The 20,392-nt window shown below is 71.2% G+C and carries 26 protein-coding genes; 16 read left to right on the forward strand and 10 right to left on the reverse strand.

Features of this window, described 5'->3' with window-relative positions:
• Positions 1-4 precede the first annotated feature (4 nt).
• The 13 genes from FPZ22_RS04395 to mgtE all read left to right on the forward strand — a co-directional run bounded on the left by FPZ22_RS04395 (position 5) and on the right by mgtE (position 10,454).
• A complete protein-coding gene (locus FPZ22_RS04395; protein WP_144890763.1) occupies positions 5-556 on the forward strand; it encodes a KdsC family phosphatase in 552 nt (183 codons plus the stop codon).
• Positions 553-1,116 carry an LPS export ABC transporter periplasmic protein LptC gene (gene lptC / locus FPZ22_RS04400; protein WP_144890765.1) on the forward strand — a complete coding sequence of 188 codons (564 nt, stop codon included), beginning with the start codon at positions 553-555 and terminating at the stop codon, positions 1,114-1,116. The genes FPZ22_RS04395 and lptC overlap by 4 nt, the downstream gene beginning before the upstream one ends.
• Positions 1,097-1,633, forward strand: a complete 537-nt coding sequence (lptA, locus tag FPZ22_RS04405) for a lipopolysaccharide transport periplasmic protein LptA (protein ID WP_144890767.1) — start codon at positions 1,097-1,099, stop codon at positions 1,631-1,633. The genes lptC and lptA overlap by 20 nt, the downstream gene beginning before the upstream one ends.
• On the forward strand, positions 1,633-2,352 hold the full coding sequence (gene lptB, locus FPZ22_RS04410) for an LPS export ABC transporter ATP-binding protein (RefSeq protein WP_144890769.1): 720 nt from the start codon (positions 1,633-1,635) through the stop codon (positions 2,350-2,352). Before lptA ends, lptB begins: the two co-directional genes overlap by 1 nt.
• 31 nt (positions 2,353-2,383) lie before the next feature.
• The gene (locus FPZ22_RS04415; RefSeq protein ID WP_144890771.1) at positions 2,384-3,811 is read left to right on the forward strand and encodes an RNA polymerase factor sigma-54; all 1,428 of its coding nucleotides are present in this window, start codon (positions 2,384-2,386) and stop codon (positions 3,809-3,811) included.
• 107 nt (positions 3,812-3,918) lie between these two features.
• Entirely contained in the window at positions 3,919-4,248 is a 330-nt protein-coding gene (gene hpf / locus FPZ22_RS04420) for a ribosome hibernation-promoting factor, HPF/YfiA family (RefSeq protein ID WP_144890773.1), read from the forward strand.
• A 20-nt stretch (positions 4,249-4,268) separates the two neighbouring features.
• Positions 4,269-4,739: a PTS sugar transporter subunit IIA gene (locus FPZ22_RS04425; RefSeq protein WP_144890775.1), complete on the forward strand. Its 471-nt coding sequence runs from the start codon at positions 4,269-4,271 to the stop codon at positions 4,737-4,739.
• Positions 4,736-5,695 carry an HPr(Ser) kinase/phosphatase gene (hprK, locus tag FPZ22_RS04430; protein ID WP_144890777.1) on the forward strand — a complete coding sequence of 320 codons (960 nt, stop codon included), beginning with the start codon at positions 4,736-4,738 and terminating at the stop codon, positions 5,693-5,695. Before FPZ22_RS04425 ends, hprK begins: the two co-directional genes overlap by 4 nt.
• Complete coding sequence (gene rapZ / locus FPZ22_RS04435) at positions 5,692-6,561, forward strand: RNase adapter RapZ (protein WP_144890779.1); 870 nt, start codon at positions 5,692-5,694, stop codon at positions 6,559-6,561. The genes hprK and rapZ overlap by 4 nt, the downstream gene beginning before the upstream one ends.
• A gap of 67 nt (positions 6,562-6,628) precedes the next feature.
• Entirely contained in the window at positions 6,629-7,021 is a 393-nt protein-coding gene (locus FPZ22_RS04440; RefSeq protein WP_144890781.1) for a PTS sugar transporter subunit IIA, read from the forward strand.
• 12 nt (positions 7,022-7,033) lie between these two features.
• Positions 7,034-7,303: an HPr family phosphocarrier protein gene (locus FPZ22_RS04445; protein ID WP_144890783.1), complete on the forward strand. Its 270-nt coding sequence runs from the start codon at positions 7,034-7,036 to the stop codon at positions 7,301-7,303.
• Positions 7,303-9,045: a phosphoenolpyruvate--protein phosphotransferase gene (gene ptsP / locus FPZ22_RS04450; protein WP_144890785.1), complete on the forward strand. Its 1,743-nt coding sequence runs from the start codon at positions 7,303-7,305 to the stop codon at positions 9,043-9,045. The genes FPZ22_RS04445 and ptsP overlap by 1 nt, the downstream gene beginning before the upstream one ends.
• A gap of 47 nt (positions 9,046-9,092) precedes the next feature.
• A complete protein-coding gene (mgtE, locus tag FPZ22_RS04455) occupies positions 9,093-10,454 on the forward strand; it encodes a magnesium transporter (RefSeq protein WP_144890787.1) in 1,362 nt (453 codons plus the stop codon).
• 19 nt (positions 10,455-10,473) lie between these two features.
• Here mgtE and FPZ22_RS04460 read toward each other — a convergent pair whose 3' ends face one another.
• The 6 genes from FPZ22_RS04460 to FPZ22_RS04485 form a co-directional block, all read right to left on the reverse strand.
• Complete coding sequence (locus tag FPZ22_RS04460) at positions 10,474-11,421, reverse strand: aspartate carbamoyltransferase catalytic subunit (RefSeq protein WP_144890789.1); 948 nt, start codon at positions 11,419-11,421, stop codon at positions 10,474-10,476.
• Positions 11,418-11,906 (reverse strand): Holliday junction resolvase RuvX, encoded by a 489-nt coding sequence (gene ruvX, locus FPZ22_RS04465; protein WP_144890791.1) that lies wholly within the window; start codon positions 11,904-11,906, stop codon positions 11,418-11,420. The genes FPZ22_RS04460 and ruvX overlap by 4 nt, the downstream gene beginning before the upstream one ends.
• Positions 11,906-12,472, reverse strand: coding sequence for a YqgE/AlgH family protein (locus FPZ22_RS04470; RefSeq protein ID WP_144890793.1), 567 nt, complete (start codon positions 12,470-12,472; stop codon positions 11,906-11,908). Before FPZ22_RS04470 ends, ruvX begins: the two co-directional genes overlap by 1 nt.
• A gap of 91 nt (positions 12,473-12,563) precedes the next feature.
• The gene (locus tag FPZ22_RS04475; RefSeq protein WP_144890795.1) at positions 12,564-13,190 is read right to left on the reverse strand and encodes a superoxide dismutase; all 627 of its coding nucleotides are present in this window, start codon (positions 13,188-13,190) and stop codon (positions 12,564-12,566) included.
• A 137-nt stretch (positions 13,191-13,327) separates the two neighbouring features.
• Positions 13,328-14,458, reverse strand: a complete 1,131-nt coding sequence (locus FPZ22_RS04480; RefSeq protein ID WP_144890797.1) for a PilT/PilU family type 4a pilus ATPase — start codon at positions 14,456-14,458, stop codon at positions 13,328-13,330.
• A 12-nt stretch (positions 14,459-14,470) separates the two neighbouring features.
• On the reverse strand, positions 14,471-15,508 hold the full coding sequence (locus FPZ22_RS04485) for a type IV pilus twitching motility protein PilT (protein ID WP_144890799.1): 1,038 nt from the start codon (positions 15,506-15,508) through the stop codon (positions 14,471-14,473).
• Positions 15,509-15,643: 135 nt separating this feature from the next.
• On the opposite strand from FPZ22_RS04485, the gene FPZ22_RS04490 reads away from it, so the two are divergent.
• Positions 15,644-16,342 (forward strand): YggS family pyridoxal phosphate-dependent enzyme, encoded by a 699-nt coding sequence (locus tag FPZ22_RS04490; protein WP_144890801.1) that lies wholly within the window; start codon positions 15,644-15,646, stop codon positions 16,340-16,342.
• Between the two features lie 83 nt (positions 16,343-16,425).
• Positions 16,426-17,265, forward strand: a complete 840-nt coding sequence (proC, locus tag FPZ22_RS04495; RefSeq protein ID WP_144890803.1) for a pyrroline-5-carboxylate reductase — start codon at positions 16,426-16,428, stop codon at positions 17,263-17,265.
• A gap of 16 nt (positions 17,266-17,281) precedes the next feature.
• On the opposite strand, the gene FPZ22_RS04500 is transcribed toward proC, so the two are convergent.
• The 3 genes from FPZ22_RS04500 to pdxH form a co-directional block, all read right to left on the reverse strand.
• Positions 17,282-17,677, reverse strand: coding sequence for a DoxX family protein (locus tag FPZ22_RS04500; protein ID WP_210412706.1), 396 nt, complete (start codon positions 17,675-17,677; stop codon positions 17,282-17,284).
• Positions 17,678-17,751: 74 nt separating this feature from the next.
• Positions 17,752-18,573, reverse strand: a complete 822-nt coding sequence (locus FPZ22_RS04505) for a cobalamin-binding protein (protein ID WP_144890805.1) — start codon at positions 18,571-18,573, stop codon at positions 17,752-17,754.
• Positions 18,570-19,166: a pyridoxamine 5'-phosphate oxidase gene (gene pdxH / locus FPZ22_RS04510; RefSeq protein WP_144890807.1), complete on the reverse strand. Its 597-nt coding sequence runs from the start codon at positions 19,164-19,166 to the stop codon at positions 18,570-18,572. The genes FPZ22_RS04505 and pdxH overlap by 4 nt, the downstream gene beginning before the upstream one ends.
• A gap of 84 nt (positions 19,167-19,250) precedes the next feature.
• Between pdxH and FPZ22_RS04515 the strand changes: the two genes are divergently transcribed.
• On the forward strand, positions 19,251-20,129 hold the full coding sequence (locus FPZ22_RS04515) for a kinase (RefSeq protein WP_425463035.1): 879 nt from the start codon (positions 19,251-19,253) through the stop codon (positions 20,127-20,129).
• On the opposite strand, the gene FPZ22_RS04520 is transcribed toward FPZ22_RS04515, so the two are convergent.
• Positions 20,110-20,313 (reverse strand): dodecin family protein, encoded by a 204-nt coding sequence (locus FPZ22_RS04520; RefSeq protein WP_144890811.1) that lies wholly within the window; start codon positions 20,311-20,313, stop codon positions 20,110-20,112. The genes FPZ22_RS04515 and FPZ22_RS04520 overlap by 20 nt on opposite strands.
• Between the last annotated feature and the right edge of the window lie 79 nt (positions 20,314-20,392).

Raw genomic sequence — 20,392 nt, forward strand, 5'->3', positions numbered from 1 at the left:
GCCCATGTCGACCCCGCCCCGCCCCGCCCCGTCCGCCGATCTGGCCGCCCGCGCCGCCCGCATCCGCCTGGTGTGCTTCGACGTCGACGGCACCCTGACCGACGGCCGCTTGTACATCGCCGCCGACGGCACCGAGACGAAAGCCTTCCACGTCCACGACGGCCTGGGCATCTCGCTGCTGCGCCGCGCCGGCATCGCGGTCGCCTTCGTCACCGCGCGCACCAGCCCGGCCGCGGAGATCCGCGCACGCGACCTGGGCGTGGAAGCCCATACCGGCATCAAGGACAAGCTGGCCTGCGTCGAAGCCCTGCGCACGCGCCTGGGTCTGGCCGCGGAAGAAGTGGCATTCATGGGCGATGACCTCACCGACCTCGCCGTGCTGTCGGCCGCGGGCCTGGCGGCGGCGCCGGCCGACGCCCAGCCGGCGATCCTCGGCCACGTGCACTGGCAGTCGAATGCCCGCGCCGGCGCCGGCGCCGCACGCGAATTCTGCGAGCTGCTGCTTGCGGCCCGCGGCGCGGGCCAGAGCGGCGACGCTGGCGGCGCGCGGCAGTGAGCTGGCGCGGCGCCATGATCGTGGTGTTGCTGGTGGCGGCCGTCGCCAGCGGCTGGTCGGCCTGGCGACAGCACGTCGAGCCGCCTGCCGACCCCTCGACCGGCGACCGCTCCGACTACGTCCTCGAGGACTTCCAGCTGGTATCGCTGGACGACAGGGGCGCCGAGGCCTTCACCCTGCGCGCACCCTACCTCAGGCGCGACCCGGTCGACGCGACCATGGCCCTGCGCGAACCCGTGTTCCTGCTGCCCGAGGAAGGCGACGGACTGTACTGGGACCTGCGCGCGGCCACCGGCTGGATCAGCGCCGACAGCGAGGAGATGCGCCTGCACGGCGACGTGGTCGCCGTGTCCGACCCCGCAGGCGAGCACGACCTGCGCATGCAGACCGACGCCCTGGCCGTGTTTCCGCGCCAGCGCCGCGCGCACGGCGACGGCCCCGTGACCATCACCCAGCCCGGCACTACAATGCGCGGCACCGGCATGGAAGCCGATCTGGCCGAAAAGCGCTTCCAGCTCACCTCCAAGGTCCAGGTCCGCTATGTCCCCACGCGCCGCTAGCCGCCGCTTCCTGCCCGCCACGCTGGCACTGGCCCTCGCCATGGCCGCCGCACCCGCATGGGCGAAATCCGGCGACCGCAACCAGCCCATGGACCTGACCTCGAACACCCAGGACTGCTCGCTGGCCGACGACGGGAGTCCCTGCGTCTTCACCGGCAACGTCCGCATCGTCCAGGGCACGCTCGATGTGCGCGCCGCCAGGGCCGACGTGCGCCGCGGCGGTGGCGACATCACCCGGATCATCCTCAGCGGCTCCCCGGTGCGCCTGAAGCAGGACCTCGACGACGGCGGCTCCATCAACGCCAGCGCGGGCAACGTCGACTACGACCTGCAGACCGAGACCGTGGTGTTCACCGGCGACGTCGAACTCGACCAGCCCGGCCGCGGCACGATGTCCGGCGGGCGCATCGTCTACAACATGGCCACCGGCCGCGTGCAGGGTGGCGGCGAGCAGGGCGGACAGATCCGCACCCGCATCCTGCCGAAGGGCGCCAAACCCGGCCAGGGCGGCGGCTGATGCTGGTCGCCGAAGGGCTTCGCAAACGCTACCGCCAGCGCGAGATCGTGCGCGGGTTCGGGCTCACGCTCGATGCCGGCGAGGTCGTGGGCCTGCTCGGACCCAATGGTGCCGGCAAGACCACCTGCTTCTACATGATCGTCGGCCTGGTGCCGGCCGATGCCGGGCGCATCGTGCTCGATGGCCACGACATCACCGGCGCGCCCATGCATCGCCGGGCGCGGTTGGGCGTGGGCTACCTGCCGCAGGAACCCTCGGTGTTCCGCAAGCTCAGCGTGGCCGACAACATCATGCTGGTGCTCGAACTGCGCCAGGACCTCGATCGCAAGGGGCGCGAGACCGAGCTCGAGTCGCTGATGGACGAACTGCAGGTCGGGCACGTCGCCGGACAGACGGGCGCCAGCCTCTCGGGCGGCGAACGCCGCCGCGTCGAGATCGCCCGCGCACTGGCTGCGCGCCCGCGACTGATCCTGCTCGACGAGCCGTTCGCGGGCGTCGACCCGATCTCCGTGGGCGAGATCCAGCGCATCGTCCGGCACCTCAAGGCCCGCGGCATCGGCGTGCTGATCACCGACCACAACGTCCGCGAGACCTTGGGCATTTGCGACCGCGCGTATATCCTCAACGACGGCAGCGTGCTCGCGCAGGGGGCTCCGGACGCGCTGCTGGCCGACCCGGACGTGCGCCGGGTGTACCTCGGGGATTCCTTCCGGCTGTGACGGCGGGCATCCCCGCCCGACCGGGAATGCCGTGAAAGCTCGCCTGCAGACATCGCTGGGACAGCACCTGGTTCTGACGCCGCAGCTGCGCCAGGCCCTGCATCTGCTGCAGCTGGCGGTCCCCGAGCTCGAAGCCGAGATCAACGCCGCGGTCGAGAGCAATCCGCTGCTGGAATGGGAGGAAGCCCCAGCGCTGTCGACCGCCGGCGCGGAATCCCCCGCCCCTGACATCGGGGCGGCCGACGACGCCGGCGGCGATGCCGCGGCCGGCCACGACTGGGACGATCCGCGCGACGCCGCCTGGGCCGACGGCGGGCGCGGCGGCCGCGACGACGATCCCGACGGCGACGCCTCCGAGCGCATCCCCCAGTCCGAGACCCTGCGCGACCACCTCGCCTGGCAGCTCGGCCTCGGCCAGCTGTCCCGGCGCGAGCTGCTGATCGGCGGAGCCCTGGTCGATGCGATCGACGACGACGGGTATCTGCGCGAGCCCCTGTCGGCGATCGCCGAAGCGCTGTCGCCGCAGCTGGAGTGCAGCGAGGCAGAGATCACCGCGGTCCTGCACGAAGTGCAGCGCCTGGACCCCACCGGCGTCGGGGCACGCGACCTCGGCGAATGCCTCACGCTGCAGCTCGACGCCCTGGACGCGGACACGCCGGGCCGCGGGCTGGCGCGCCGTGCGGTGGCCACGCACATCGAACGCCTCGCCAGGCTCGGTACCGACGGACTGGCCGAGGCCCTGGGCTGCAGCGCCGAGGAGGCGGCCACGGCGCTGCAGCTGATCCGCAGCCTGGACCCGCGCCCCGGCTCGAGCATCGGTGGCATGCCGCACGACACCTACGTGGTGCCCGACTGCAGCATCTCGCGCCAGCACGGTCTCTGGAAGGTGACGCTGGCCGGAGGCCGCCACGCCGGCCTCACCATCCATCGCGGCTACGAGCGGATGCTGCAGCACGCCGCCGGCGCCGACGCCGGCTACCTGCGCGGCCGCCTGCAGGAGGCGCGCTGGCTGCTCAGGAACCTCGAGGCCCGCGGCGAAACCCTGCTCAAGGTGGTCAACTGCCTGGTGCGCGAGCAGTCGGGTTTCCTCGAATTCGGTCCCCAGGCGCTGCGGCCGCTGACCCTGCGAGAGGTGGCCGCACAGATCGGCATGCATGAATCCACCGTTTCCCGCGCGGTGGCCCGCAAGCACGTGCACACGCCGCGCGGCACCATTCCGCTGCGCGCCTTCTTCGCCTCCGGCATCGACACCGGCGGCGGCGGCGAGGCCTCCAGCACCGCCATCCAGGACATGATCCGGCGCCTGGTGGATGCGGAGGACCCCCGCAAGCCGCTGTCGGATGCCCGCCTCGCGGAGCGCCTCAAGGACAGCGGGGTGCCGGTGGCCAGGCGGACCGTGGCCAAGTATCGCGAGGCCCTGAACATCCCGTCGTCGCACGAGCGCGTGCGCATCGCGTGAACCCTGGTGGAGCGCTTTCCGGCCTCCCGGGGCTGGGGTAACCTGTCCCTGACAACCACGGCGCCGCCCTGCGCGATGCCGCGGCCCCACGGAGAAAGGAGGTTGCGATGCTCATCGAGACCCACGGCCAGCAGATGGACGTCACCCCGGCCCTGCGCGACTATGTCGAGAGCAAGCTCGGGCGCCTGTCGAAGCTGTACGACCCGCCGCTCCAGGTCCGCACCCAGCTCAGCGTCGACAAGCCCGACCACCGCGCCGAAGCCACCGTCAGCATCGCCGGCAAGACGCTGCACGCCGACGCCCGTGCCGTCGACATGTACGCGGCCATCGACCTGCTCGCCGACAAGCTCGACCGGATGCTGGTCAAGGAAAAGAAGAAGATGATCGACCAGCACCGCCGCGGCGGCAACGCCGTGCGCGACGGCGAGTTCGGCTGACGCCGCCAGGGCCCGGGGGGATGCCTTACACCGACCTGCTCGTCGCCGATCGCATCGTGCAGGTGGTGGCGCCCGGCACCCGCGATCAGGTCCTGGACGTGGCCGCCCGGCTGCTCAGCGGCGACTCGCCGGACTGGACCGGGCCGATCGCCGAGGGCCTGCGCGGGCGGGAGGCCCTCGGCAGCACCGGCATCGGCCGCGGCGTGGCGATCCCGCACTGCCGCAGCGGCGCCCTCGGCGAGCCGGTCGCCGCGTTCCTGCGGCTGGCGACTCCGGTGGACTTCAAGGCCCATGACGGCCAGCCGGTGGACCTGGTGTTCGCGATGGCCTCGCCCCGGGACCGCACCCAGGAACACCTCGACACCCTGTCCGAACTGGCCGGACGGTTCGCCGACCCCGACTTCCGCGAGACGGTGCGTGAGGCACGCGATATCGCGGCGCTGCGGAAGCTGCTGCTGAGCGGCGCGCGGCGGCGTGCACCGGCATCATGAACGCGGCGATCACCGCACAGGCGCTCTTCGACCAGCTCCGCGATCGGCTGGAGCTGCGCTGGGTCGCCGGCCAGGGTGGCGCCACGCGCCGGCTCGAGGCGGTCGAGACGGTCTCGCGCCGACCTTCGCTGGCCGGCTACCTCAACATCATCTATCCCAACAAGGTGCAGATCCTCGGCAGCGAGGAGCTGGCCTGGCTGGACGGCCTGGAGCCGCGGCAGCGCTGGGAGACGGTGGAGAAGATCCTCCAGTTCGGGCCGTTGGCGCTGGTGGTGAGCAAGGGCCAGGCCTGCCCCGAAGACGTGGTGGAGATGGCGGAGGAGTCCGGCATCGCGCTGTGGGCGTCGCCGCGCCGCGGCCACGAGCTGTACAACGTGCTGCAGTACCATCTGGCGGGCGCGCTGGCGCCGCGGGTCACGCTGCACGGCGTGTTCATGGAGATCTATTCCGTCGGCGTGTTGATCACCGGCGAATCGGGCACCGGCAAGAGCGAACTCGCGCTGGAACTGGTGACCCGCGGCCACCGCCTGGTCGCCGACGACGCGCCGGAGTTCGCGCAGATCGCGCCCGACGTGCTCGACGGCACCTGTCCGGAGCTGCTGCAGGATCTGCTCGAACTGCGCGGTCTGGGCGTGCTCAACATCCGCGAGATGTTCGGCGACACCGCGGTGAAGCGGAACAAGTACCTGCGCCTGATCGTGCACCTCGCCCGTCCCGATTCCGCGCCCGCCAGAAGCGACTCCAGCGGCATGGTGCGGCTCACCGGCGACCTCGGTTCGCGCCGGGTGCTCGACCTGGACGTGCCCATGATCACCCTGCCGGTCATGCCGGGCCGCAACCTTGCGGTGCTGACCGAGGCCGCCACCCGCGTGCACGTGCTGCGCTCCAAGGGCGTGGACCCGGCCGCGGCCTTCCTTGCCCGCCATTCGCACTTCCTGGAGCGGGGGACGGCATGAACGATACGGGTCATTCGCTGATCATCGTCAGCGGCATGTCCGGCAGCGGCAAGACGGTTGCGCTGAACACGTTCGAGGATCTCGATTTCTACTGCGTCGACAACCTGCCGGCGGAGCTGCTGCCCGACTTCGTGCGCAGCGCCACGCACCCGGAGCGCGCCTCCCAGAAGCTCGCCGTGGGCGTCGACGTGCGCAGCCGCGGCGACCTCGCGAACATCCCGGAGTGGCTGTCGGCGGTGGGCGCGATGGGCTTCGACCCCAAGCTGGTGTTCTTCGACACCGCCGACGACGTGCTGCTCCGGCGCTACGCCGATACCCGCCGCCGACACCCGCTGACGCGGCTCGGCCTGCCGCTGTCCGACGCCATCGCGCTCGAGCGGCAGGTCCTGCGCCCCCTGAAGTCGCTGGCCGACATCATCATCGACACCAGCGAGCTCAACGTGCACCAGCTGCGCCGGAGGGTGCTGACCGAGCTCGGGCTCAGCATGGACTCTTCGCTGTCGCTGCTGTTCGAGTCCTTTGCCTACCGGCGCGGCGTCCCGCCGGACGCGGACTTCGTGTTCGACGCCCGCGCCCTGCCCAATCCGCACTGGGACGCACGGCTGCGGCCGCTGTCCGGGCGCGATGGCCCGGTGCGCGAATATTTCGAGAGCCAGGCCGAGGTCGGCGAGTACCTGCAGCAGGTCACCGCCTTCCTCGACACCTGGCTGCCGCGCATGCATTCATCCACGCGCAGCTACGTCACCGTGGCTTTCGGCTGCACCGGCGGGAGGCACCGCTCGGTCTATCTCGCCGAAGCGGCCGCGGACCATGCCCGCGCGCGAGGCTGGAAGGAAGTGGCCACCCACCACCGCGGCCTGGATTGAGCCCCGGAACGGTGCGCCACTCACGCGGCGCTTCCGGACCGTCATGCCGCTCTGCTAATTTGTGCCGATGGCCGTCGGACTCCTGCTCGTCACCCACCTTGGCATCGGCACCGCACTGAAATCGGTGGCGGGCCGGCTGCTGGGCCCCTTGCCGCTGGCGGTGGAGGTCTTCGAGATGTCGTACGACGCCGATCCCGACGCCATGCTTCCGGCTGCCAGCGCCGCGCTGCGCCGCGCCGACGGCGGCGACGGCGTGCTGCTGCTGACCGATCTCTACGGCGCGACCCCGGCCAACCTCGCCGCGCGCCTGGCGCACCTCGGCACGCCGGTGCGCCGTGTCTCGGCGCTGAGCCTGCCGATGCTGCTGCGGGTGCTGAACTATCCCGAACTTCCCCTGGACGAACTGCCGGCGGTGGCGGCCGCGGGCGCCCGCAATGGAGTGGTGCACGATGACGCCTGAGGCGGGCCGGCCATGATCGAACGCGAGCTCACCGTGGCCAACCGGCTGGGCCTGCACGCCCGCGCGACCGCGCGGCTGGTGCAGCTGCTGTCCGAGTACGACGTCGACGCAACCCTCACCGCCAAGGGCCGGGAGGTCAACGCCAAGAGCATCATGGGGGTGATGCTGCTCGCCGCCGGCACCGGTACCGCGGTGACCCTGAGGGTCGAGGGGGCCGACGAGGCCGCCGCCGCGGACGCCGTGTGCGCGCTGTTCGAGCGGCGCTTCGACGAGGGCAACTGATGCGCCAGCTGTTCCCCGGCCATGGCGCATCGCGGGGCAATGCCCTCGGCCGGGCGCGGGTGCGCCAGCCGCATGCGCTGGAAGTCGCCGAAGAGCGCATCGCGGTGGCCGACGTGCCAGGCGAGATCGCGCGCCTGCACGAGGCCATCGGCATGGTGCGCGCGGAACTCCGCGAGCTCCGGGCGCGCCTCCATGGTGCGCTCGCCGGCGAGGTCGGCGAGTTCCTCGACCTGCATGCCCTGCTGCTCGACGATCCCGAACTGCTGCAGGGCCTGGACGGCCTGATCGCCAACGAACTCTATGGCGCCGACTACGCCCTGCGCGTGCAGCGCAACCGCCTGGCGGCGGTGTTCGAGGGCATGGACGACCCCTACTTCCGGAGCCGCGTCGAGGACATCGACCACGTCATCGGCCGCATCCACGCGGCCCTGCATCGCCACGATGCCCAGGTCAGCGGCGTGGCCGGCGAGATCCTGGTCTCCGACAACCTGGCGCCCTCGGAGGTCGCGCGGTTGCATGCCCGCGGTGTGCTCGGCATCGTGACCGCCGGCGGCAGCCTGCTCTCCCACAGCGCCATCCTCGCCCGCAGCCTGCACGTGCCACTGGTGGTGAGCGCGCCGCAGGCCCTTGCCCAGGTCAACGACGGCGACGTGCTGATGATCGACGGCGCCACCGGGCTGGTGATCGTCGACCCCGACGCCGAAGACCTGCACGCCTTCCGCGAACGGGTCCGCGAAGGCAAGCGCGAGCGCCGCCAGCTGCACCGTCTGCGTCGCGAGCCTTCGCGCACGCTCGACGGCGTCGACATCCGCCTCTACGCCAACGCCGAGTCCCGTGGGGACGTGGCCGAGGCCCATGCGCTCGGCGCTGCCGGGGTCGGCCTGTACCGCACCGAATTCCTCTTCCTGCAGCGCGACGGGCTGCCATCGGAGGAGGAGCAGTTCGTCGCCTACCGCGACGTCGTGCTCGGCATGACGGGCCGCACCGTCACCATCCGTACCCTCGACATCGGCGCCGACAAGGCCGATGGCAGCGGGCTCGCCCTGCCCTCCGAGCCCAACCCCGCGCTCGGCGTGCGCGGCGTGCGTCTGGCGCTGCGCCGGCGCGACGTGTTCACCACCCAGCTGCGCGCGATCCTGCGCGCCTCCGGCTACGGACCGCTTCGGATCCTCCTGCCGATGGTGGCGCGACGGGAGGAGCTGTTGGCCGCACGCCGGCTGGTGCGCGAGGTCGGCGCGCGCCTGCGCCGCGAAGGCCACGCCGTGGCCGAGAACATTCCGCTGGGCGCGATGATCGAAGTTCCCGCCGCGGCCCTCGCTCTGCCGGCGCTGATCGACCTGGTCGACTTCATCTCGATCGGGACCAACGACCTGGTGCAGTACCTGCTCGCGGCCGATCGCGGCAACGACGCCCTGCACGCGCTGCACAGCCCCTTGCATCCGGCGGTCATACAGCTGCTGCACCAGGTGCTCTCGACCGCGCGTGCGCACGGCCGCCCGGCCGCGGTCTGCGGCGAGATGGCCGGCGACGCGCCGTTCACTCCGCTGCTGCTCGCTCTGGGACTGGAGGAATTCAGCATGCACCCGGGCACCCTGCTCGAAGTGCGGCGCGCAGTGCGGGCGCATGACCTGGCTGCGCTGCGCCGGAGCGCACCGGCGCTGCTGCGGGCACGCGACCAGGCCGGCATCGAACGCTGGCTCGCGACGGCCGGCGCAGGCGATAATGCGCGCATGAACGCCTGACCCGTTCGCGCATCCCCGTCGCGCGACGCGCCCACCGGAAGCAATCCATGGCCGAAGCCGTCCGCCACGACAAGACCGCGCGCCAGCTGCGCCTGCTGTCCGATGCGCTCGACAGCGGTCGCCTCGGTCCGGTGCGGCGGCTGGTCAACACCCTGGCGCCGGCCGAGATCGGCAACCTGCTCGAATCACTGCCGCCCGACCGGCGCATGGTGGTCTGGGGCCTGGTCGATCCCGAGGACGACGGCGAAGTGCTCGTCCACGTCGGCGACGAGGTGCGCGAGAGCCTGATCGCCGACATGGATCCTGACGAGCTGGTCGCCGCGGTCGAAGACCTCGACATCGACGACCTCGCCGACCTGGTCGAGGACCTGCCCGAAGCGGTCACCGGCCAGATCCTGCGCTCGATGGACCGCGAAAACCGCGAGCGCCTCGAGCAGGTGTTGTCCTACGAGGAGGACACCGCGGGCCGCTTGATGAACCCCGACGTGGTGACGGTGCGCGCCGACACCACGGTCGACGTGGTGCTGCGCTACCTGCGCCTGCGCGGCGAACTGCCCGAACACACCGACCATCTCTACGTGGTCAACCGCCGCCACCAGCTGATCGGGTGGGTGGCGCTGCAGGACCTGGTCACCTGCGAACCCGGCAGGCCCATCAACAAGCTGATCGACGACGAACTCGAGTCGATCCACGTCGACACTCCGGCACCGGAGGTCGCGCGCAGATTCTCCGACAACGACTGGGTGTCCGCTCCGGTGGTGGATGACAGCAACACACTGCTGGGCCGCATCACCGTCGACGACGTGATCGACATCATCCGCGAGCAGGCCGAGCACAGGGCCCTGGGCGCCGCCGGCCTCGATGAGGACGAGGACCTGTTCAGCCCTGTGTGGCGCGCCATGCGGCGGCGACTGGTATGGCTGTTCGTCAACCTGTGCACCGCCTTCGTCGCTGCCAACGTGGTGGGCCAGTTCGAGGACACGATCGACCAGCTGGTCGCGCTGGCCGTACTGATGCCCATGGTCGCCGGCCTCGGCGGCAATGCCGGCACCCAGGTGCTCGCGCTGATGGTGCGCGGCATCGCGCTGGGCCAGGTGGGCGCCTCCAACATCGGCACCCTGCTGTGGAAGGAGCTGCGGGTGGCGCTGCTCAACGGCCTGCTGATGGGCGCAGTGCTGGGTCTGGTCGTGCTGGTCTGGTTCCGGAGCCCAAGCCTGTCGGTGGTGATCTTCATCGCCCTCACCTGCAACCTGTTGCTGGCCGCCTTGTCGGGCGTACTGATCCCCGTGACCTTGAAGCGGCTGGGCTTCGACCCGGCGCTGGCCAGTGGGATCTTCCTCACCGCCATCACGGATTCGATGGGCTTCTTCACGTTCCTGGGGCTTGCGACGGTGATCCTGCTGCGCTGAGCACGGGCCACGCAGCGGCTCAGGCCAGCAGGGCTTCCAGCACCGCCATGCGCACGGCCACGCCGTTGGCGACCTGGCGCAGCACCATCGACTGCGGGCCGTCGGCCACCTCGTCGCTGATCTCCACTCCGCGGTTCATCGGCCCCGGATGCAACACCACGGCATCCGGCGCGGCACGGCGCAGGCGGGCGGCGGTCAGACCGTAGTCGCGGTGGTACTCCTCGAGCGAGGGCACCAGACCCTCGGCCATGCGCTCGCGCTGCAAGCGCAGCATGAACACCGCGTCCACGCCGTCGAGCGCGGCGTCCAGATCGTCGCCCACGCCACAACCGTCAAGGGTCGCGTCCCCGGGGAGCAGGCCGGCGGGGCCACACGCCCGGATCTCCCCGATGCCCAGCGTGCGCAGCGCGTGCAGCTCCGAACGCGCCACCCGCGAATGGCGGATGTCGCCCACGATCGCCACTTTCAGCCGGGCGAAGTCCGCGCCCTTGGCCTGGCGCAAGGTCAGTACGTCCAGCAGCCCCTGGGTCGGATGCGCGCTGCGGCCGTCTCCGGCATTGACGACGGCGGTGCCCGGCTGCGCGGCGGCCGCGAGCCGTGCCGCGCCGCCGTCCTCGCGCTGGCGCACGATGAAGCCGCGCACGCCCATGGCCTCGATGGTGCGCAGGGTGTCCAGTGCGCTCTCGCCCTTGCTGGTGGACGAGGTCGAGGCATCGAAGCCCAGCACGTCGGCGCCCAGGCGCTGCGCCGCGCGCTGGAACGAGAGCCTCGTGCGCGTGGACGCCTCGAAGAACAGGGTGCAGACCGCGGTGCCGGCGAGCGCGGTGCGCGGGTCGGCGGCGCCTCCGTGGTCGACGAAGGCCTGGGCGCGGTCGAGCAGGGCCACGAGAGTCTCCCGCGGGAGCCCCTCGAGGGTGAGCAGATGGCGCAGGCGACCGCTTTCGGTGGACTGGAGGTGCAGGCTCATGCTGAGACGTCGGCGTGTGGGCTGTCGGGATCGACCGGGACGGCGTCCTGCGGGGCGGACAGCCAGCGCTCGACGATGACCGCCGCGGCAACGGCGTCCAGCGCGGCGGCATCGCGGCGGCGGCGGCGTCCTTCGGCGCGGTCGACCGCGAAGCGCTGCGCCGCTTCGATCGAGCTCGAACGCTCGTCGACCATCACCACCGGCAGCGCATAGCGGCGCGCGATCTCGCCGGCGAAGGCCCGGGCCCGGGCGCGGATCGGCTGGTCGCCTCCCTCCAGGGTCATCGGATCGCCGACCACGCAGCCGCCTGGCCGCCATTCCCGATGCAGGCGGTCGACCGCCGGCCAGTCGACCTGGCCGGCATGCACGTCGACCACCGCCAGCGCGCGCGCGCCGTGACCGAAGGCGCTGCCGACGGCGACGCCGATGCGGCGTGCGCCGACGTCGAAGCCGAGCACCGTGGCGTCGCTGCGGATGGTCGCCATCAGGCGTGGCCGGCGTAGTCGGGCATGTGCGCCATGTCGACGCCGATACGGCCGGCGGCGGCCTGCCAGCGCTCCTCCAGCGGGACCGCGAACAGCAGCTCCGCGTCGGCGGGCACGGTCAGCCAGCTGTTCGCGGCAAGTTCGGCCTCGAGCTGGCCGGCGCTCCAGCCGGCGCAACCCAAAGCGACCAGCAGCTTCGCCGGTCCTTCGCCGCGGGCGACTGCGTCGAGCACATCGCGCGAGGTGGTGACGCGCAGGCCCCCGCCGACCACCAGGGTGGAGTCCCAGTCGCGGTCCCCGTCGTGGATCACGAAGCCGCGCTCCGGGTGCACGGGACCGCCGGCGAGCACCGGGGTGGCGCACAGCGCCTCGTCATCGCAGGCGATGCCCATCTGGGCGAAGACCTCGCCCAGCGAGTAGTCGGAGGGCCGATTGACGACCACGCCCATGGCGCCGCCCGCGTCGTGCTGGCAGACCAGCGACACGGTGCGCTCGAAATGCGGATCGGCCAGGGACGGCAGGGCCACCAGCAGCTGGTTGGCGAGCGATGTGGGCTGCGTGGACATGGTGTCATTCTAGCCAGTGGCGACCCACTGCGCCCGGTGTCCGGGCGCAGTCGCCGCCCCTTCCCCCGCGGCGCGGGGGGAAGGGAGAGTCTCAGCCGGCGGTGGCTTCCCGGTAGCGGCGCTCGACCTCGTTCCAGTCGATCACGTTGTAGAACGCGGCGATGTATTCCGGACGGCGGTTCTGGTACTTCAGGTAGTAGGCGTGCTCCCAGACGTCCAGGCCGAGGACCGGGGTGTTGCCGGAACCGATGCCCTTCATGAGCGGGCTGTCCTGGTTGGCGCTGCTCTCGACCTTGAGCGCACCGGAGCCGTCGACCGAGAGCCAGGCCCAGCCGCTGCCGAAGCGGGTCAGTGCGGCCTTGGTGAAGGCCTCCTTGAAGGCGTCGAAGCCGCCGAGGTCGCTGTCGATGCGCTTCGCCACCTCGCCCGCCGGCTTGCCACCGCCCTGCGGCGACATCACCGTCCAGAACAGCGAATGGTTGGCGTGGCCGCCGGCGTTGTTGCGCAGCGGCGTGCGCTTGTCCTCGGGCAGGGCGTCGAGGTTGGCGATGATCTCCTCCGCGCTCCGGCCGGCCCACTCCGTACCCTCGAGCGCGGCGTTGGCGTTGTTGATGTAGGTCTGGTGGTGCTTGGTGTGGTGGATCTCCATCGTCCGTGCGTCGATATGCGGTTCGAGCGCGTCGTAGGCATAGGGAAGCTGGGGCAGGGTGAAGGCCATTCGGGAATCTCCGGGAAGTGGATGAATCGGCCCCTCATTGTCGCCCGTGCGAGGTAAAAAGTGCGCAAAGGAAAGGGGCGCCACATGGGCGCCCCTGCCGGATGCTGCGGAACGGACCGTCGCGGAAGCCCCGCGCCTCAGTTGGCCTCGGCCACCTCGACGCCATCCAGGCCCTGCGCCAGCGTGCGCGCGTCGCCGCCCTGGGCGAGCTTGATGCGCAGGCGCACCTCGTTGGCGGAATCGGCGTGGCGCAGCGCGTCCTCGTAGGAGATCTCGCCGGCCTGGTAAAGCTCGAACAGGCTCTGGTCGAAGGTCTTCATGCCGAGGTTGGTCGACTCCTTCATCACTTCCTTGAGCTTGTGGATCTCGCCGTCGCGGATGTAGTCCTGCACCAGCGGCGTGCCGAGCATGATCTCCATCGCCACGCGGCGGCCCTTGCCGTCGGGCGTGGGGATCAGCTGCTGCGCGACCACGCCCTTGAGGTTGAGCGACAGGTCCATCAGCAGCTGGCCGCGCCGGTCCTCGGGGAAGAAGTTGATGATGCGGTCCATCGCCTGGTTGGCGTTGTTGGCGTGCAGGGTGCACAGCACCAGGTGGCCGGTCTCTGCGAACGCGATGGCGTGGTCCATGCCCTCGCGGGTGCGCACCTCGCCGATCATGATCACGTCCGGCGCCTGGCGCAGGGTGTTCTTGAGCGCGTTCTCCCAGCTGTCGGTATCGATGCCGACCTCGCGCTGGGTGATGATGCAGCCTTCGTGCTTGTGGACGAACTCGATCGGGTCCTCGATGGTGATGATGTGCCCGGTGGAGTTCTGGTTGCGGTACCCGATCATCGACGCCAGCGAGGTGGATTTGCCCGTGCCGGTGGCGCCGACGAAGATGATGATGCCGCGCTTGGTCATCGCCAGCGTCTTGATGATCGGCGGCAGGTTCAGCTCTTCGATCGTCGGGATCCTGGACTCGATCCGGCGCAGCACCATGCCGACCTGGTTGCGCTGGTAGAAGCAGCTGACGCGGAAGCGGCCGACGCCGGACACGCCGATGGCGAAGTTGCACTCGTGGGTGCGCTCGAACTCCTCGCGCTGCGGCGGCGTCATCACGTTGAGCACCAGGTCGCGCGACTGCTGCGGCGTCAGCGGGTTCTGGGTGATCGGCGAGATCTTGCCGTGGACCTTCATCGACGGCGGCATGCCGGCCGTGATGAACAGGTCCGACGCCTTCTGGTGGGCCATCAGCTTGAGGTAGGAGGTGAAATCGATGGCGCTCATGGGGTGCTCCGGTTACTCGAAGAGCCGCTTGTCCTTGGCGTAGTCCCGGGCCTGCTGGCGGGTCACCATGCTGCGCTTGACCAGGTCCTGCAGGTGCTGGTCCAGCGTCATCATGCCGTGCTGCTGGCCGGTCTGGATCGCCGAATACATCTGCGCCACCTTGTCCTCGCGGATCAGGTTCCTGATGGCGGGAATGCCGACCATGATCTCCCAGGCGGCGGTGCGGCCACCGCCGACCTTCTTCAGCAGGGCCTGGGAGATCACCGCGCGCAGCGATTCCGACAGCATCGAGCGCACCATCGGCTTCTCGCCGGCGGGGAACACGTCGATGATGCGATCGATGGTCTTGGCGGCGCTGGAGGTATGCAGGGTGCCGAACACCAGGTGGCCCGTCTCGGCGGCGGTCAGTGCGAGGCGGATGGTCTCCAGGTCGCGCAGTTCGCCGACCAGGATGTAGTCGGGGTCTTCGCGCAGCGCCGAGCGCAGGGCCTCGTTGAAGCCGTGGGTGTCGCGGTGCACCTCGCGCTGGTTGATCAGGCACTTCTGCGCGGTGTGCACGAACTCGATCGGGTCCTCGATGGTGAGGATGTGCCCGTACTCGTTCTTGTTGATGTGGTCGACCATGGCCGCCAGCGTGGTCGACTTGCCCGAACCCGTCGGGCCGGTGACCAGGATCAGGCCCTGCGGCTGGTCGATCAGCTCCTTGAAGATCCGCGGCGTACCGAGGTCCTCCAGCGTCAGCACCTCGGATGGAATGGTGCGGAACACCGCTCCCGCGCCGCGATTCTGGTTGAAGGCGTTGACGCGGAAGCGCGCCAGCCCGGCGATCTCGAACGAGAAGTCGACCTCGAGGAACTCCTCGTAGTCGCGGCGCTGCTTGTCCGACATGATGTCGTAGACCAGCGCGTGGACCTGCTTGTGGTCCAGCGCCGGAACGTTGATGCGCCGGACGTCGCCGTCGACGCGGATCATCGGCGGCAGGCCCGCGGACAGGTGCAGGTCCGAGGCTTTGTTCTTGACCGAAAACGCCAGGAGTTCGGCGATATCCATGCATGCTCCCCAGGGCCGTGCACAAGGTGGTGGCGAGGCGCCCGACCCGTGTCGCGGCTGGCGCCAGAGTACTCCCCGCGGGCAGTATAGCCCCGTATCCGCGTCACAGAACCAGCGCTGTTGGAGCACCAGGCGATGCCCACCGACCCTCTCGCGCGCATCCTCGATTCGATGGAAAACGCGGCCCGCGCCGCCGGGCGGCCACTGCCGCGCCTGGTCGCCGTCGGCAAGACGCGGAATGCCGACGAGATCGCAGCGCTCGCCGCCGCGTGGGCCGCACTCCGCCCGGGATCCACTCTGGCCTTCGGCGAGAACTACGTGCAGGAGGCCGCGCCCAAGGTGGTCGCGCTCGAGGGTCGCGGCATCGAATGGCACCTGATCGGCCATCTGCAGTCCAACAAGGCGGCCCAGGCCGCGGCACTGTTCGACTGGGTGCAGTCGGTCGACAGGCCGAAGCTGGTGAGTGCGCTGGCCTCGGCTCGCGCCCCGGGGCGGTCGCCGCTCAACGTGCTCATCCAGGTCAACGTCGACGGCGAGGCCGGCAAGCACGGCTGTACGCCGGACAAAGTTCCGGCACTGGCCGAGGCCATCGCCGCGCGACCGGCCCTGAAGCTTCGGGGGCTGATGGCGATCCCGGAGCCGCATCCCGACCCGGGGGTCCGCCGCGCCGCGTTCGTGGCCATGCGCGCCTTGCACGAGGCGCTGCAGGCCGCGCACCCCACCGCCGACACGCTGTCGATGGGCATGAGCGCGGACTTCGAACTGGCGATCGCCGAGGGCGCGACCATGGTCCGCATCGGCACGGCGCTGTTCGGTCCGCGCCCGGCGGCCTGAGGCCGACGCGGCCGCGCCAGGCGGTCGCCGCCACCGGCGCGCTCGGCGACAATGGTCGGCCACGCGACCAGGAGAGACCTGCCATGACCCGTTCCGGAACCGCCGCGGCGGAGCACCTCGCCTTCATTGGCGGCGGCAACATGGCGCGCAGCCTGATCGGCGGAATGCTGGCGCGCGGCACCGACGCCGCCACCATCAGCGTCGCCGAACCCGTGGAGGCGCTGCGTGCCGCGCTGGTCCGTGATTTCGGGGTGCGCGCGCATGCCGATGCGGTGGATGCGATCGCCGGCGCCGGCACCTGGGTGTTCGCGGTCAAGCCCCAGGTCATGCGCGAGGTCTGCGAAGGACTGGCGCCGAGCGCGCGCGCGGCGCGGCCCCTGGCGGTCTCGATCGCGGCCGGCATCACCGCCGGCCAGCTCTCGGCGTGGCTGGGCGGAGACGCCGCCGTGGTCCGCGCCATGCCCAACACTCCCGCCCTGCTTGGCGCGGGCGTGACCGGGCTGCATGCGAACGCGGCCGTGGATGCCGCCGGCCGCGAGCGCGCGCAGGCCCTGCTGTCCGCCGCCGGCGAGACCGTCTGGATCGAGGACGAGGCGCTGATGGACGCGGTCACCGCGGTGTCCGGAAGCGGCCCGGCCTATGTCTTCCTGCTGGCCGAAGCGATGGAGGAAGCCGCGCGCGCCCAGGGCCTGCCGGCCGACGCCGCGCGCACGCTGGTGCTGCAGACCATCCTCGGCGCGGCGCGCATGCTGACCGGCACGGGCGAGACCCCGGCGGAGCTGCGCCGCCGCGTGACCTCGCCGGGCGGAACCACCCAGGCGGCCATCGAGACCTTCGAGGCCGGCGGCCTGCGCGGCCTGGTGGCCGCGGCCATCGAGGCGGCCACCGTGCGCGGCCGCGAGCTTTCCGCGGCCAACGACTGAGGCCGGCCCCGCGGGCTCAGCGCTGGTTGATGCCGTAGCGTCCCGGACCCAGCAGGGCGATGGCGATGGCGGTGCCCAGGAACATGCCCTGGAGCTCCAGCGCCCAGCCGCCGGTGTTGTTGAGCCGACCCAGTTCGCCCATGTGCGCCAACGCGATCGCGAACAGCATGTTGATCGCCACCAGCACCGCGCCGGTCCGGGCATGGAAGCCCGCCAGCAGCATCAGCGGCGCCAGCACCTCGCCCACCAGCACGCCATAGGCAAGGAAACCCGGCAGGCCCTGCGCCTCGACCATGCCCTCGATGCCGGACATGCCGCCGCGCAGCTTGGTGATGCCATGCAGCAGGATCAGCACCCCGAGGGTGACCCGCAGCAGCAGCCTGCCGAAGTCGTGCATCGCAGCCTGGTTCATGTCGCGCTCCCCATCCCCATGGTCGAAGCGCCGATCATGGCAGAACCTGCATGGCACGTCAGCGGGGGGAAGGACTATCCCGGGTGCCTCTCCGACCAGCCGTGGACGATGCCGGCCAGCGCGCGCAGCCCGTCGGTCAGCGCCGCCGGGCCGGGCTGCAGGATCAGGGGCGACTTGACCTCGTGCAGCTCCCCGTCGCGCACGGCCGGGATCACGTCCCAGCCGGGCCGCGCCGCCACGCGGTCGGGGCGGAACTTCTTGCCGCACCAGGAGCCGACGATGATGTCCGGTGCCCGCCGCACGACCTCCGACGGGTCGGCGAGGATGCGCTGCTTCGCCAGCGGTTCGGCCGCCAGCTCCGGGAACACGTCGTCGCCGCCGGCGATCCGCACCAGCTCGGCGACCCAGCGGATGCCGGTGATCGGCGGTTCGTCCCATTCCTCGAAGTAGACGCGCGGGCGTCGCGGCAGCGAGCCCGCGCGCGCAGCCACTTCGTCGAGCCCGCGCCGGAGGTCGTCGGCGTACGCCTCGGCGCGCGCCGCCGCGCCCACCAGTGCCCCCAGCCGGCGCACGTAGTCGAGGATGCCTTCGACGCTGCGGTGGTTGCTGATCCAGACCTCGACGCCGCGACGCACCAGCTCCGCGGCGATGTCGGCCTGGATATCGGAGAAGCCGATCGCGAGGTCGGGCTCCAGGGCCAGGATCGCGTCGATCTTCGCGCTGGTGAAGGCGCTGACCTTCGGCTTTTCCCTGCGCGCCCGGGGCGGCCGCACCGTGAAGCCGCTGATGCCGACGATGCGGTGTTCCTCGCCCAGCGCGTACAGGGTCTCGGTCGGTTCCTCGGTGAGGCAGACGATGCGCCGCGGGCCGCGCAGCGGCGCGGGCGCGCCGTTCACGGGTAGAGCATCCGCTTGCCGCAGCCGCCGGCGAGGTCGCGCTCGTACAGCCAGCGCTCGTGCCACCGGAACTGCGCGCCGTACCAGAACTCGATGCGCTCCGGGTCCACGCGCAGGCCGTTCCAGCGCGGCGGGCGCGGCACGTCGCGGCCCTCGAACTCGCGTTCGCAGCCGGCCAGGCGCTGTTCGAACGTCTCGCGCGACTCCAGCGTCTCCGACTGCAGCGAAGCCCAGGCGCCCAACTGGCTGCCGCGCGGACGGCTGGCGAAGTAGGCGTCGGCCTCGGCCTCGTCGACGATCGCCACCCCGCCCTCGATGCGCACCTGCACGCCCTGGCGGACCCGCGGCCAGTGGAACAGCAGCGCCGCGCGCGGGTTGGCCTTCAGCTCGCGGCCCTTGCGACCGTCGAGGTGGGTATAGAAGACGAAGCCACGCGCGTCGTGCGCCTTCAGCAGCACAGTGCGCAGTGAGGGCCGGCCGTCGGGCGTGGCGGTGGCGAGCTGCATGGCGGTGCGGTCGGGCTCGCCGGCGGCCAGGGCCTCCTCGAACAGCAGGTCGAAAGTCGCCAGGGCTTCGGCATAGAGATCGGTCATCGGCAGGCGCGCTCCGTGGTGGTGCTGGATGGACGGCGCGGGCCGTGCCCGCGCCTGCGCTATCGTGCCCGGATGGCGCCGCCGATGCACATGGCCAAGGGCCGTTTCGAAGCCGGGCTGGTGGCGGCGATGCTCGACGATGCGCTGCGCGCCGACGTCCGCATCTACGGCATCAGCGGCCTGCAGGGCAGCGGCAAGTCCACGCTCGCCGGCCAGATGGCGAGCGAGGCCGGGCGGCGCGGCCTGCGCTGCGCCGTGCTGTCGATCGACGACTTCTACCTGTCGCGGGCGCGGCGCCTGCGCCTGGCGCGCGAGGTGCACCCGCTGCTGGAGACCCGGGGGCCGCCGGGAACCCATGATCTGCCGCTGGCGATCGAAGTGCTCGACGCCCTGCGCGCGGGCCGCGGCACTCTGCTGCCGCGCTTCGACAAACTGGCCGACGACCGCATCCCCGCAGACCGGTGGCCGAGCGCGGGCCAGGTGGACCTGGTGCTGTTCGAAGGCTGGTTCCTGTGCACGCCGCCGGAAGCACCGGCGGCGCTGGCGACGCCCCTCAATGCGCTCGAACGCGACGAGGACGCCGACGGCCTGTGGCGACGCGGGTGCAACGCCGCGCTCGCGCGCGGGTATCCAGCGCTGTGGGGCCGCATCGACCGGCTGCTCCTGCTGCAGGCACCCTCCTTCGACGTGGTGCCGGCATGGCGCTGGGAAGCGGAGCAGGCGCTGCGCGCGGCACGCACCATCCCCGGGGATTCCGGGGAGGGCATGGGCGGCTCCGGCGGAGGCATGGACCGGGCCGGCATCGACCGCTTCGTCCAGCATTGCGAACGCGTGAGCCGGCAGGCGCTGCGCACGCTGCCGGGCATCGCCGATCGCGTCATCGCGCTCGACCCGCACCGGCGGGCGACGGCGTGGACGGCCGGCACGCCCGGCGCGACCGGGCTCAATCCACCACGAAGCTGATCCGCAGGTTCACCCGCCACTCGGTGATGTTGCCGCCGGCATCGGTGACGACCTTGGTTTCGTTGATCCAGGCGCCCTTGATGTTCTTCACGGTCTCGGCGCACTTTGCGAGCCCCCTGCGCACGGCATCCTCGACGCTGGTGGGCGAGGACGCGTTGAGTTCGATGACCTTGGCGACCGACATGTTCGACTCCCTGGGTTGGCACCGCCGGCGTGGCGGCCCGCTCCATGCTCGCGGCACGGGTGTTAAGGCCGCGCCTGCG

Source organism: Luteimonas granuli, from assembly GCF_007795095.1.
Lineage (GTDB): Bacteria > Pseudomonadota > Gammaproteobacteria > Xanthomonadales > Xanthomonadaceae > Luteimonas > Luteimonas granuli.

Excerpts from the sequence above, each read along its gene's own strand:
- lptB (WP_144890769.1), top strand. The coding sequence starts at position 1,633 with ATGCTGGTCGCCGAAGGGCTTCGCAAACGCTACCGCCAGCGCGAGATC.
- rapZ (WP_144890779.1), top strand. The coding sequence starts at position 5,692 with ATGAACGATACGGGTCATTCGCTGATCATCGTCAGCGGCATGTCCGGC.
- lptA (WP_144890767.1), top strand. The coding sequence starts at position 1,097 with ATGTCCCCACGCGCCGCTAGCCGCCGCTTCCTGCCCGCCACGCTGGCA.
- FPZ22_RS04520 (WP_144890811.1), bottom strand. The coding sequence starts at position 20,313 with ATGTCGGTCGCCAAGGTCATCGAACTCAACGCGTCCTCGCCCACCAGC.
- FPZ22_RS04500 (WP_210412706.1), bottom strand. The coding sequence starts at position 17,677 with ATGAACCAGGCTGCGATGCACGACTTCGGCAGGCTGCTGCTGCGGGTC.
- FPZ22_RS04440 (WP_144890781.1), top strand. The coding sequence starts at position 6,629 with ATGGCCGTCGGACTCCTGCTCGTCACCCACCTTGGCATCGGCACCGCA.
- FPZ22_RS04485 (WP_144890799.1), bottom strand. The coding sequence starts at position 15,508 with ATGGATATCGCCGAACTCCTGGCGTTTTCGGTCAAGAACAAAGCCTCG.
- FPZ22_RS04515 (WP_425463035.1), top strand. The coding sequence starts at position 19,251 with ATGCACATGGCCAAGGGCCGTTTCGAAGCCGGGCTGGTGGCGGCGATG.
- pdxH (WP_144890807.1), bottom strand. The coding sequence starts at position 19,166 with ATGACCGATCTCTATGCCGAAGCCCTGGCGACTTTCGACCTGCTGTTC.
- FPZ22_RS04480 (WP_144890797.1), bottom strand. The coding sequence starts at position 14,458 with ATGAGCGCCATCGATTTCACCTCCTACCTCAAGCTGATGGCCCACCAG.
- ruvX (WP_144890791.1), bottom strand. The coding sequence starts at position 11,906 with ATGGCGACCATCCGCAGCGACGCCACGGTGCTCGGCTTCGACGTCGGC.
- FPZ22_RS04475 (WP_144890795.1), bottom strand. The coding sequence starts at position 13,190 with ATGGCCTTCACCCTGCCCCAGCTTCCCTATGCCTACGACGCGCTCGAA.
- hprK (WP_144890777.1), top strand. The coding sequence starts at position 4,736 with ATGAACGCGGCGATCACCGCACAGGCGCTCTTCGACCAGCTCCGCGAT.
- hpf (WP_144890773.1), top strand. The coding sequence starts at position 3,919 with ATGCTCATCGAGACCCACGGCCAGCAGATGGACGTCACCCCGGCCCTG.
- FPZ22_RS04445 (WP_144890783.1), top strand. The coding sequence starts at position 7,034 with ATGATCGAACGCGAGCTCACCGTGGCCAACCGGCTGGGCCTGCACGCC.
- FPZ22_RS04425 (WP_144890775.1), top strand. The coding sequence starts at position 4,269 with ATGCCTTACACCGACCTGCTCGTCGCCGATCGCATCGTGCAGGTGGTG.
- mgtE (WP_144890787.1), top strand. The coding sequence starts at position 9,093 with ATGGCCGAAGCCGTCCGCCACGACAAGACCGCGCGCCAGCTGCGCCTG.
- FPZ22_RS04470 (WP_144890793.1), bottom strand. The coding sequence starts at position 12,472 with ATGTCCACGCAGCCCACATCGCTCGCCAACCAGCTGCTGGTGGCCCTG.
- FPZ22_RS04460 (WP_144890789.1), bottom strand. The coding sequence starts at position 11,421 with ATGAGCCTGCACCTCCAGTCCACCGAAAGCGGTCGCCTGCGCCATCTG.
- FPZ22_RS04490 (WP_144890801.1), top strand. The coding sequence starts at position 15,644 with ATGCCCACCGACCCTCTCGCGCGCATCCTCGATTCGATGGAAAACGCG.
- ptsP (WP_144890785.1), top strand. The coding sequence starts at position 7,303 with ATGCGCCAGCTGTTCCCCGGCCATGGCGCATCGCGGGGCAATGCCCTC.
- FPZ22_RS04395 (WP_144890763.1), top strand. The coding sequence starts at position 5 with ATGTCGACCCCGCCCCGCCCCGCCCCGTCCGCCGATCTGGCCGCCCGC.
- proC (WP_144890803.1), top strand. The coding sequence starts at position 16,426 with ATGACCCGTTCCGGAACCGCCGCGGCGGAGCACCTCGCCTTCATTGGC.